The sequence below is a fragment of the Roseibium sp. genome, assembly GCF_965229775.1.
Taxonomy (GTDB): domain Bacteria; phylum Pseudomonadota; class Alphaproteobacteria; order Rhizobiales; family Stappiaceae; genus Roseibium.
This window is the reverse complement of sequence record NZ_OZ245929.1, coordinates 4,328,465-4,340,307: the sequence shown is the minus strand read 5'-3', so window position 1 is coordinate 4,340,307 and position 11,843 is coordinate 4,328,465. Positions and strand designations below refer to the sequence as shown.

Genomic DNA, 11,843 nt, shown 5'->3' with positions numbered 1-11,843 from the left:
CTCTTGTCAGCGCAGGCGGCGCACGATCTGGCCGTCGCTGAGATAGGCAACGCCGGCCGAAACGATTTCGTCTCCCGTATCGATGCCGGAGCGAATGGGAATGTAGTCACCCATGATCGTGCCGATCTCGACCGGCTGCTTGGAGACGGCACCCGTCGCATCCGCGAACTTCCAGACATAGGTGTTACCCTCTCCGTCGACGGCGACCGAGGCCGTTGGCACAAGCAACTGCTCCCCGAGTTCCAGGCCCTCCGGAACGAGCTTGACGATGACGGACGCCGTCATGCCGGGCGAAAGCTGATCGACACCCTCGCGCGGCATTGCCAGGGTGATCCGGTAGGTCTGGGTGACTTCATCGACCTGACTGGAGTGTTCGCGATATTCGAGCGGGAAGATCTTTTCGCCATATGCCGGGAACTTCGCTTCGATGGAGGACACCTCCGACGCCGTCACGCGTCCGAACAGCGCTTCGGCGACATTGATGTCGACCTGCACCTCCGAGACATCATGCATGCGCACGATCGGGGTCGCCACGCTGACCGTGGTGAAATTGTCGACGAGGCGCAGAGAAACAATGCCGTCGAACGGAGCTTCCAGGGTCGTGTACTGCAGGTTCCGGCGCGCTTCTTCCAACCGTTCCAGGCTCAGATCATGCACGTTTTTCTGCTCGTCATAGGCCGACTGGGAGATGACCGACCGCTCTTTCAGCGTTTCCAGGCGGTCCAGTTCCCGCTTCGCCTGGTCGACGTTGATCGTCGCCTCGCGGACCGCGCGTTCATAATCCGTCGGATCCAGCTTCGCGATCACGTCGCCCTTCGAAACCTGCTGGCTTTCCAGCACCGGCAACTGGAGCAGTTTGCCGGAGACCTGGAAGGAAAGATCAACCGTCTGTACGGCAGCAACGCGCCCGGCGAAACGTCTCTCGATCAGACCGATCTCGTCCGTCACCGTGAAGATCTTCGCCGGTCTGGGGGCGGCGTGCAGTTTCGCTTCCGCCTCCGCGACCGGGTCCGGCATATCGTCCTGGCACGCAGCCAGAACGAGCGCCGCAGCAAGAACCGCCATCCAGCGGGCCATATTCCCTCTTTGAACCGTCATCTTGTGCCGTCCCGCTTTTCCCTGCCCCTCATCGCCGTCCGCTGCGCCATTGCAGCCTGTCCCGCGAGGGCGTTTCTAATCTTGTTCGAGGTGATTTCTGAGTTCGCTCAGCACCTTGGCCCGTTCATGGTCATCAAGGATCGACACGCAATGTGCGACCGAAAAATGCAGCCCCTCGAGGCTGGACCAGATTGCCATGGCCTTGCCGAACTCATCCGTTTCATCCGCAATTGCCGCCTTGAACCGGCGCTTCACCTTCAAGAACGGTTCCGTCAGCTCGGGACGGTCTACCGTCGTTGCAAGAATTGCCTGCGCCACGTCGCGTCTGGTTTCCAGCCACCGTTCGGTGACATCGATCATGCCGCTGAGCGTGGGTGACTTCGAGCCGAGGTTCGCCGCCCGCGCGGCAAGAACGTCGGTTTCGAACTGTCCGCCGAGGAACTCCACCATTCCAGTGATGAGGGCATCCTTGGTCGGAAAATTGTAAAGAACCCCGCCCTTGGAAAACCCGCTTTCCTCGGCAACCGCGTCGATCGTGAAACTCTGCGCGCCGGAGCGGCGAATAACCTCGATCGCAGCCGTCAGGATGTCCGCCTTGGAATCCGGAGAATGTCTTGAAGCACGTGCCGTCATATTCTAAACCGTCTGGTCAGTAAAGTTACGCCGTACATAAACCGTCCAGCCGGTACAGACAAGCGTTTTTGTCAAGGCTCCGCCAATTGTGATGCGACGCCGCGGAGGATCAGCGGGATTTGATCAGGGAAAATGACCGGGAAAAGCCGGAGCTGCCTGGGCCTTCCGGCCGTCAGGCCGCCGCGTTGGACATGGCCGCCTCGCTTGCAGCCTCCTCGGCGGCCGCAGCTTCGGCTGCGAGACGTGTGCGTTCGAGCGCTTCTCTTTCCATGCGCTCGGAGAATGCAATGAACTCATCGGCCGGCATCGGCGCTGCAAAGAAATAGCCCTGCGCCGCCGTGACACCGAGTTCAAGCAGACGCTCGATCTGCTCTTCCTGCTCGACACCTTCCGCGATAATGCCCATGCCCAGATTGTCGGCAAGTTCGACCATGGAGTCCACGATCGTCGTGGAGTTGTCGTCGGAGCTGATCGTGTCGATGAACATCTTGTCGATCTTGATGATATCGACGCCGAGCTTTTGCAGATACGCCATGCCGCCGTGTCCGGTGCCGACGTCGTCCAGCGCGACGCGAACGCCGAGCGCCTGGAGTTCCGCCATGATCTTGCGCGCGAGTTCCATGTCCTCGAGCGGATGACGTTCGGTGACTTCCACGACAATCTGCTGGAACGAGATTTTCGAGTTCTCGAATATGGACTTGATGTCGGCAACCACTTCACGGTCGAGGAAATGTCCAGCGAACAGATTGATCGAAAGCTTGAAGTCCGGGTTCTCTCCGTAAAGATCTCCCACTTCCTCCGAAGACAGGCGCATGATGTGCCGCGTCATATCGAAAATGTGGCCGTTGTTTTCCGCATAGGCCATGAACTGGCCCGGAGACACAATCGTTCCGTTCGGGCGCCGCCAGCGCATCAGCACCTCACAGCCGCGCAGACGCAGCGTCTCGATATCCATGACCGGCTGATAGTAGGGGATGAATTCGCCGTTGCGGATCGCGGCTACAAATTCGTCGTTGGCTTCGCTCTCAGGCCGCCAGGACAACCACACACCGATCGCGACGAACAGCACCGCGATGCCGGCGCATGCCGCAGCCGCGACCACCTTCAGATCCTTGACGACATGCGCGGCCGCGCTCTTTGGAGCGGTGATCGTGGCCACGAGCGGATAGAGTTCCGACATGACATCCACCGAAAGGGTGCTTTCCTGTCCGGAGCCTTCGGAATTGTACCCGCCGACATTGTACCAGAGCAGGTTGTCGCCGAGGCGCAGCTCGGCACGTCTGTAGGACCGCAGGTATTCCGGTCCGGGATCCATCGCGATGACGGCCGGCGTCACTTCCGCAAACAGCCTGGTCTGGTCCTTCAGGTCCCAGCTGATGACCGCCGCCCTGGCGCCCATATAGTCCCGGTCCAGCATGCCGATGCCGACCAGCGGCCCATCGGTGCGCACCGGAGGAAGAATGATCTTGCCGGCGAGTTCGCGGTCCGGAACAATGCACATGCGCTGCCCCTTGGAGTCCACGAGACCCAGGGCATCGATCATGCCGTTTTCAATGATCAGCCTCTCGAAGATGACCCGGTCTTCCGCGCTGCAGGTCTGTACACCGTCGCGGTCGAGCCTCTGAAGCAGGCTCACGGTGCTGCTGATGGCCTCCTCTGCGCGATGGATCGACACCTCGCCCATGGCTTCCATCTCGGTCAACGCCCGGCGCTCGGCAAACTGGTTCAAAATGATGTTGATCGCAAACAGCGGCGTGGTCGCCAGAACGAGGGCGATCAGGACCGTTTTCGCGAAACCTAGATACCGGAAGGACAATTCTGTACCTGTTGGCCAATAAACTCTTCCTGACCATGGCCGATCTGGGTAAACAAGGACTGAATGTGTGGGTGTTTCATCCAGATCAAGGCTGAACGGACCGGGCACGTGATTAAGTGCCGCTACGAAACTTTCCACGGGAAAACGGGAGTTGCTCATGCAGGCACTGTTTATCGGCCAAGCCTATATCGACGTTACCTTTTTGACCGACCAGCTTCCGACCGGCGACGAGAAGACGATCGCCCGGGACTATGCGATCAGCTTCGGCGGCAATGCCGTCACGGCCGCGTTCTGCTGCGCAAAGCTGGGCGGCCGTCCTGACGTTCTGTGCTCGCTCGCGGACGACTGGCTGGCGCGCATGTTCCTGGACATGGCGGCGGCCTACGGGATTTCGGTCCATGGCCGCAAGGTGCGCGACTCCTCACTCTCCTTCATCATGCCGAAATCCGGGAAGAGGGCGATCGTGCGTTGCCGCGACAACGACTTCCTCCATCCCTTCCCGCCCCTCACGCTGACCGGCATGAAGGCGCTGCATCTGGACGGGCACATGCCCGATGCGGCCCACCACTACGCAGCGACCTGCAAGAACCTCGGCATCCTGACATCGCTCGACGGCGGCGCGGTGCGGGAAAACACGGACGAGTTGCTCAACCATATCGATATTGCCGTTGTCTCGGAGAGGTTCTGCCAGCAACTGGGAAAGTCGACAGGGGAAACGCTGCAATATCTTCGATCGAAAAACTGTCCGGTCGGCGCCGTGACACTCGGAGAGCACGGCACCGTCTGGTACGAAGCCGGAGGCGCGGACAAGATCTTGCCCGCACTCGACGTTCCGTTGCAGAAAGTCGTCGATTCCAACGGAGCCGGCGACGTCTTCCACGGAGCCTATATCGCCTCCTACCTCAACCACCCGGAACGCAGCTGGAACGCGCATTTCGAGTTTGCCCGCGCCGCCTCGACACACGCGATCCAGCATCTGGGCAATGAGGCCAGTCTGCCGTCGCTCCAGGATATCGAGCGCGCCAAGGAGGAATTTCAGGAAAAGGCAGCTGCCTAGCGCAACGGGGAGCGGGCGCGAAGAGCCGCGGTTTCGCATCCTGGATTGAGACCGCAACGGCCTTGCCTCGGCACGAAACATCAAGCAGAGTGTGCCCGCCTTTTCATGGTGGAGTTTTATATGATGTTTTCCCCCTCGCCCCGATTTGCGCTCGGCCTGTGCACGGCCGTCAGCCTGATCACACTTCAAACCGTCCCCGCCCTCGCCTTCGACCCGACCGGCAACGAGGTCGCCGACGCCTTCCTGTCAGTCGTGGATGCGCAGGAGGGAACCGTCGAGAGTTACGGTGCCGTCGACGCTTCGGGTGACACGGTCACGATCGAACAGCTCGTCGTCGCGGACGGAGGAGACGGCAAGGTGACAATCGCCAGGACGATGCTCGGCGGCGGCGAGATTCTGGACAATGGCCGCCTCAAGCTCGAGAGCCTCGGCCTGGAATCCCTCGAACTGAAGGCGGATGACGGCGGCATGTCGGTCGGCACGCTCGACGCGACCCAGCTAGTGCTTCCCTCACCTGCCGAAGCGGCCGCCAAGACGTCGCCGTCAGGTCCGGGCTACCGGACAGTCGAAATCAAGTCCATCCAGATTCAGGATGAAGACGGAAAGGTTGCAGACATTCGGTCGATCACGTCCACGATCGACAGCATGGACGGCGATCTGCCGACTTCGGGGAGTTTTGCCCTGAACGGTGCAGTCGTCGACGTGAAAGAGCTTGAGGTCGAAGAGGCGAAGACGCTCTCCGAACTTGGTTATGAAACACTGTCCCTCGACGTGACCGCGTCCGGCAAATGGGATGTCGATGCCGCGACCATCAACATTCCGGAACTCAAGATCGATGCCAAGGATGCCGCCAGCCTAACACTCTCCCTTTCTCTGGGCGGCGTAACGCGCGACGTCGTGGAACAGCTGGAAGCAAAGTCGGACAAGCCGGAAGAAGCCATGGGACTGCTTCAGAACGTGTCTGTCGTGGACGCAAAGATCCGGCTCGACGATGCCTCGCTCACGGGGCGCATCCTGGAGCAGGAAGCAAAGAAGTCAGGTGTTGATGTGCCGACCTATGTCGGCGGTCTGACGGGCAGCCTGCCCCTGATGCTCGGCATGTTGCAGAACAAGGATCTTGAAGGCCAGGTTGCCAAGGCCGTCACGGATTACCTGAATGCGCCCGGGTCGCTTGAAATCACGGCAGCGCCCGGCGCTCCGGTACCGTTTTCACAGGTGATGGGAACGGCGATGCTGGCCCCGCAGATGATCCCGCAGATCCTTTCTGTCGGCATTGCGGCCAACCAGTAGCCGGCCAGGTTGACATGAAAAGGCCCGGGGTGTTCCCGGGCCTTTTTTCGTTTGCGGACAGTAAGATTATTCGGCGGCTTCCGTCTTGTCCTGGAATTGAAGTTCGCACAGACGCCGGTAGATCCCGTCGTGCTCGAAGAGCTCGTTGTGGGTGCCGCTCTCCAGAACCCTGCCCTTGTCCATGACGTGGATCCGGTGGGCGTGGCGCACGGTGCTGAGCCTATGCGCAATGACCAGCGTGGTCCGGTCTTCCATCAGTTTTTCAAGCGCCGACTGTATGGTGGCCTCGGATTCGGCATCGAGCGCGGACGTTGCTTCGTCCAGCAACAGGATCGGCGCATCCCGCAGCATCGCACGCGCGATGGCAACGCGCTGTTTCTGACCGCCGGACAGGTTGCTTCCGCTCTGCCCTGCCCTTGTGTCGTAGCCTTCCGGCAGCGCCATGATGAAGTCATGCGCGTTGGCAGACCGCGCGGCGGCCTCGATCTCTTCCTGCGAGCAGCCGGGCTTGCCGACGGCAATGTTGTCGCGAATGCTGTTGTTGAACAGGAAAGGATCCTGGCCCACGAAAGCAATGCATTCCCGCAACGAACGCTGCGTCACATTCCGGATGTTCTGCCCGTCGATCAGGATCTCACCGGACTGCGGGTCATAAAAGCGCTCCAGCAGCGAAAACACCGTCGACTTGCCTGCGCCGGACGCTCCGACCAGTGCCGTCATCTTTCCGGCCTCGGCCACGAAGCTCGTGTTGTGAAGCGCTGCGCTGTCGCCATAGGAGAACTCCACGTCGTGGAATTCCACCTGTGCGGCCTCCAGAACGATGTCGGGTGCGTCGGGCTCATCTTCATGATCGGGCTTGCGGTCGACAAGGTCGTACATGATGCGCAGACCGACGACCTGTTTGCCCAGATTGACGTTCAGCCGCGCCAGACGCCGCGCCGGATCATAGGCCAGCAGCAAGGCGGTGATGAAGGAGAACAAGGCTCCCGGATCCTGATCGAGTTCGATGACGGAGTATCCGCCGTACAAGATCACGAGCGAGATCGCGACGCCGCCGAGCGTGTCCATCAGGGGCGACGTCCTGGCGGTCAGGGAGGCAATCTTGTTCGATTGCTTCTTCACTTCCTGGAGGCCGACTTCCATCTTGTCGAGCATCACCGGTTCCATGCCGAACGCGCGCACATCCCGGACCCCCAGAACGGTTTCCTGCATGACGGTGCTGACCTTGGCGTTCGAGACCACCTGGCGTTTCACGTATTCCTTGACCCTGCGAATGAGAAAGGTCACGCCGATCACGGCCGGCGGCATCGTGATGAGCGCGAACAGGCTCAGCAGCGGGTTCTGCACCGCCATGACAACCGCGAGACCGATGATCGTCAGCACGTCCCTGCCGAGGGTCGTCACGATCATGTCGAGCGTGGTCTTGACCGCACCGACGCCCTGGCCGACCTGAACCCCGATCTCCGCTAGGGTATGCCTGTCGAAATAGGCCTGGTTCTGACGCAGAAGGATCGTGAACATGCGCCGGCGCAGATCCGTGACGATTTCATTGCCGACGCGCGCAAGGACGACGATCTGGCCGTAGGTCGCAACACCTTTCAGCGTGAAAATGAAAAAGACGACCGCGCCGATCACGTAGACCATTTGCGCGTCCTTGTTCACGAACACCTCGTTCACGACATCCCGCATGATCCATGCGCTGGCCGCGGTCGTGGCGGCAATCACGCCCATGAACACGAATGCCAGAAGGTATTTCGGAATATATGTCCGGAAGTTTTCGCTCAGAACGCGCTTGATCAGCTGGACCGTTCCTTTCGGGTCGGTCCAGGTCTTGGATTTGAACGGATTGCGCACGAAACGTTGTGTCTCCATCGGTTTCATCGCCTCGGCAAATGAGACTCATCATGTGAACCCACGGTCATCGTAACACGCGAATTCGTCTCAATCGTATACGGGCCGGATCGCTGCGCTCACTCTTCGGGAAGGTTCAGCCGCAAATGAAGCTCGCGCAGCTGCGCCGCGGTCGGATCGCTCGGCGCGCCCATCATGAGATCCTCGGCCTTCTGGTTCATCGGGAAGAGCATCACTTCGCGAATGTTGGCCTCATTGGCGAGAAGCATCACGATCCTGTCGATGCCGGCCGCGCAGCCGCCATGCGGAGGCGCGCCGTACTGAAACGCCGTCACCATGCCGCCAAAGCGCTTGTCGACCTCTTCTGCAGGGTAGCCGGCAATTTCGAAGGCCTTGTACATGATTTCCGGCTTGTGGTTCCGGATCGCGCCCGAAACCAGCTCGTTGCCGTTGCAGGACAGATCATACTGCCAGCCCTTGACCTCGAGCGGGTCACCATCAAGCGCTTCCATTCCACCCTGCGGCATGGAGAACGGATTGTGCTCGAAGTCGATTTCGCCTGTTTCATCGTCTTTTTCGTAAATCGGAAAATCAACGATCCAGGCAAATTCGAACCGGTCCTTGTCCGTGTGGCCGAGTTCCTCGCCGATGATCACGCGCGCCTTTGCGGCCACCGCCTCGAACTGTTTCGGCTTACCGCCGAGGAAAAAGGCGGCATCGCCGACTTCCAGCCCGAGCTGGGTGCGGATCGCTTCGGTGCGCTCCGGACCGATGTTCTTGGCAAGCGGGCCGGCCGCTTCCATCGAACCGTCTTCCGCCTTGCGCCAGAAGATGTAGCCCATGCCCGGAAGGCCTTCGCCCTGTGCGAACTTGTTCATCCGGTCACAGAACTTCCGGCTGCCGCCCTTGGGCGCCGGGATTGCGCGGATCTCGGTTCCGGGTTGTTCCAGAAGGTTCGCGAAGATGGCGAAGCCGGAGCCGGCAAAGTGTTCGGAAACGATCTGCATCTTGATCGGGTTCCGGAGATCGGGCTTGTCGGTTCCGTACCAGAGTGCGGAGTCCTTGTAAGCGATCTGCGGCCAGTCGCGGTTGACCGGACGGCCACCGCCAAACTTCTCGAAACAGCCTGCCAGCACGGGTTCGATTGTGTCGAAGACATCCTGCTGGGTGACGAAGGACATTTCCATGTCGAGCTGATAAAAATCCGTCGGCGAACGGTCGGCCCGCGGGTCCTCATCGCGGAAACAGGGCGCGATCTGGAAATACTTGTCGAAGCCGGAGACCATCAGCAGCTGCTTGAACTGCTGCGGCGCCTGCGGAAGCGCGTAAAACTTGCCGGGATGCAGGCGCGACGGCACAAGAAAGTCGCGTGCGCCTTCCGGCGATGACGCCGTGATGATCGGGGTCTGGAACTCGTTGAACCCGATGGACCACATGCGGTCACGAATGTCCCGGATCACCTCCGAGCGGAGCATCATGTTGTTGTGCAGTTTCTCGCGCCGCAGGTCGAGAAAGCGGTACTTCAGACGGACTTCTTCCGGGTAGTCCAGATCACCGAACACCGGCAGCGGCAATTCCTTGGCGGCGCCGAGCACTTCCATCTCGCGGATGAAGATTTCGACTTCGCCTGTCGGCAGCTCCGGATTGATGGTTTCGTCGGTCCGTTTCTTCACGTTGCCGTCGATGCGGATGCACCATTCGGAACGCACGCTCTCGGCCAGGGAAAAGGCGTCGGAATCCGGGTCGACCACGCATTGCGTCACGCCATAGTGGTCGCGCAGATCGATGAACAGCACCCCGCCGTGATCTCGGACCCTGTGGACCCAACCGGAAAGACGGATGGTCTGGCCTTCGTCGGACAGACGGAGATCACCGCACGTGTGGCTACGGTAGGGGTGCATTCTAATTCCTCGGCGTTCTTCTTGGCATGAAAAATCATTACGGCCCACCGAAGGCAGGCCGTGTCCGGCTGCACAAGCCATGTTGCGGAGCGAAAGTCAAGGGAGGGGGTCCGACGGGGCTTGCCGATCCCCGCGCAAATGGCGGCTATGCCAAATTCGAAGAATGATTGCGTTCTAGGTGCGCAGGTCGCCTCTGGTGGTCCTCAAGGCTGGTTCACGCCGACAGGAACCCTACGAATCCACGGCCTGCAGCAAGGTATGCCACTGGCCCCTCACCTCGTGGGCCTTGGCGTCCGAACTGTCGAACACGCCCGTCCCGTTCGCAGCGTGACGCGCGTAGAGGACGCGGTCGGAAATCCGGGCGAGCAGCGGATAGCCCTTTTTTGACAATGTCTGCTCCAGGTTGGCCACCTGGGTCGAGCGCCGGTTGATGCGGTTGGCGACAACGTGAATATCCGCCTTGCCCTTCCTGACCTTCTTGATGTCGGAGATGTTGTCCAGAAACTTCAGCGTGGCGCTCCAGTCAAACGCGGAGGCCAGGACGGGAACGATGATGTCCGATGCCTCGGCGATCAGGTTCTTGGCAAGTTCGGAGCGTAGGCCGCCGGGGCCGTCGATCACGACGGCGTCCAACTCCTTGTCCATGTCGCCGATGTTGCCCTCCTTGCTCCAGTTCAGCGCCACGATTTTCACGAGATTCCTCGGGCGCCGCTTCACCCAGGAAAGACTGGATTTCTGCCGGTCGGCATCCGCAAGCGCGACGTCCTCACCGCGTGCGGCGAGCGCGACGGCAAGATTCGTGGCGATGGTGGTTTTCCCGCATCCCCCCTTGGAATTCACCACAAGTATTTTGCGCATCCGGCATCTCCTGCTTCTTGGGAAACCATTTTAGCCCCTCTCAACATAGGCGCACTCATTGCGCTTCTTCAAGAGGAGAATGTTCCAAACTCTCCATTTCGTGGCGACAAAGCGGCCGAACTCCGTTATAGCTGTGTCTCACCATGCATGTGATTACAAAAACAAAAGATCTCGCCGAAGCCTGCCAGCGTCTTGCCGCACACGACTACGTAACGGTCGACACGGAATTCCTCCGGGAAACCACCTTCTGGCCCAAACTGTGCGTGATCCAGATGGCCGGGCCCGACATGGCCTTCATCGTGGACGCCCTGTCAGAAGGTCTGGACCTTGCCCCGTTCTTCGAACTCATGCGGGACGACAGCGTCACCAAGGTCTTCCATGCCGCACGCCAGGACATCGAGATCATCTACCATCTGGGTGAACTGATCCCCGCGCCCCTGTTCGATACGCAGGTTGCCGCGATGGTATGCGGCTTCGGAGATTCCATTTCCTACGATCAGCTGATCTACAAGGTCACCGGGGCGCGAATCGACAAGTCTTCCCGGTTCACGGACTGGGCTCGCCGTCCGCTCACGAACAAACAGCTCGACTACGCCCTTGCCGACGTCACCCATCTGCGGGATGCCTATCAGTTCCTGAAAGCCAATCTCGCGGAGCAGAACCGCAGCCACTGGGTGCGCGACGAAATGGAGGTACTGACCTCCGTGGGAACCTACAGGGCCGATCCGGATCAGGCATGGAAACGGCTCAAGCTGCGTGTCCGCAAGCCGATCGAACTCGCCGTCATGATGGAAATCGCCGCCTGGCGCGAGCGCGAAGCGCAGGAACGGAACGTGCCGCGCAACCGCGTGATCAAGGACGACGCCATATACGAACTGGCGGCCCAGCAGCCACAGGACCCCGAGGCGATCAGCCGCCTGAGGACGATCCCGCGCGGGTTCGAGAGGTCCAAGTCGGCGGATGAAATCCTGAAGGCGATCCGGCGCGCCCTGAAAATGCCGCGGGAAAACTTGCCCAAGCTGCCCAAGGGACGGCAGGCGCCCGACGGTTCGGCGGCCGCGGTGGACCTCCTGAAAGTGCTTCTCAAGATGGTCAGTGAGGCAAACGGTGTCGCTGCCAAGGTGATCGCAACGGTCGACGACCTGGAAAAAATTGCGGCAAGCGACGATGCCGATGTCGCGGCCATGAAAGGCTGGCGCCGTGAACTTTTCGGAGAACTGGCGTTGAAGCTGAAGCGCGGCGAAGTCGCGCTCGCCTTCCAGAATCGCCAGATCGTGGCCTTGCCGCAGGCCGCCAGTCAGGGTGAGCTGAAAACACAAGCTGCCGAATAGACGCTCTT

9 protein-coding genes are annotated in these 11,843 nt (G+C 60.4%); 3 read left to right on the top strand and 6 right to left on the bottom strand.

From position 1 onward, the window contains the following. Positions 1–6 precede the first annotated feature (6 nt). From ACO07N_RS19560 to ACO07N_RS19550, 3 genes are all read right to left on the bottom strand, one after another. Positions 7–1,077, bottom strand: coding sequence for an efflux RND transporter periplasmic adaptor subunit (locus ACO07N_RS19560; protein ID WP_421982631.1), 1,071 nt, complete (start codon positions 1,075–1,077; stop codon positions 7–9). A 96-nt stretch (positions 1,078–1,173) separates the two neighbouring features. After that, positions 1,174–1,731, bottom strand: a complete 558-nt coding sequence (locus ACO07N_RS19555; protein WP_421982630.1) for a TetR/AcrR family transcriptional regulator — start codon at positions 1,729–1,731, stop codon at positions 1,174–1,176. 172 nt (positions 1,732–1,903) lie between these two features. Then, positions 1,904–3,547: an EAL domain-containing protein gene (locus ACO07N_RS19550; protein ID WP_421982629.1), complete on the bottom strand. Its 1,644-nt coding sequence runs from the start codon at positions 3,545–3,547 to the stop codon at positions 1,904–1,906. Between the two features lie 157 nt (positions 3,548–3,704). Here ACO07N_RS19550 and ACO07N_RS19545 point away from each other — a divergent pair, with 157 nt between their 5' ends. Next, positions 3,705–4,604 (top strand): sugar kinase, encoded by a 900-nt coding sequence (locus ACO07N_RS19545; RefSeq protein ID WP_421982628.1) that lies wholly within the window; start codon positions 3,705–3,707, stop codon positions 4,602–4,604. A 120-nt stretch (positions 4,605–4,724) separates the two neighbouring features. Further along, on the top strand, positions 4,725–5,894 hold the full coding sequence (locus ACO07N_RS19540) for a hypothetical protein (RefSeq protein ID WP_421982627.1): 1,170 nt from the start codon (positions 4,725–4,727) through the stop codon (positions 5,892–5,894). Positions 5,895–5,960: 66 nt separating this feature from the next. On the opposite strand, the gene ACO07N_RS19535 is transcribed toward ACO07N_RS19540, so the two are convergent. The 3 genes from ACO07N_RS19535 to ACO07N_RS19525 form a co-directional block, all read right to left on the bottom strand. After that, positions 5,961–7,766: an ABC transporter ATP-binding protein gene (locus ACO07N_RS19535; protein WP_421982626.1), complete on the bottom strand. Its 1,806-nt coding sequence runs from the start codon at positions 7,764–7,766 to the stop codon at positions 5,961–5,963. 98 nt (positions 7,767–7,864) lie between these two features. Then, positions 7,865–9,646 (bottom strand): aspartate--tRNA ligase, encoded by a 1,782-nt coding sequence (gene aspS, locus ACO07N_RS19530; RefSeq protein WP_421982625.1) that lies wholly within the window; start codon positions 9,644–9,646, stop codon positions 7,865–7,867. A 231-nt stretch (positions 9,647–9,877) separates the two neighbouring features. Next, entirely contained in the window at positions 9,878–10,504 is a 627-nt protein-coding gene (locus tag ACO07N_RS19525; protein ID WP_421982624.1) for an AAA family ATPase, read from the bottom strand. 143 nt (positions 10,505–10,647) lie between these two features. Between ACO07N_RS19525 and rnd the strand changes: the two genes are divergently transcribed. Then, positions 10,648–11,835 carry a ribonuclease D gene (gene rnd / locus ACO07N_RS19520; protein WP_421982623.1) on the top strand — a complete coding sequence of 396 codons (1,188 nt, stop codon included), beginning with the start codon at positions 10,648–10,650 and terminating at the stop codon, positions 11,833–11,835. The last annotated feature ends 8 nt before the right edge of the window (positions 11,836–11,843 follow it).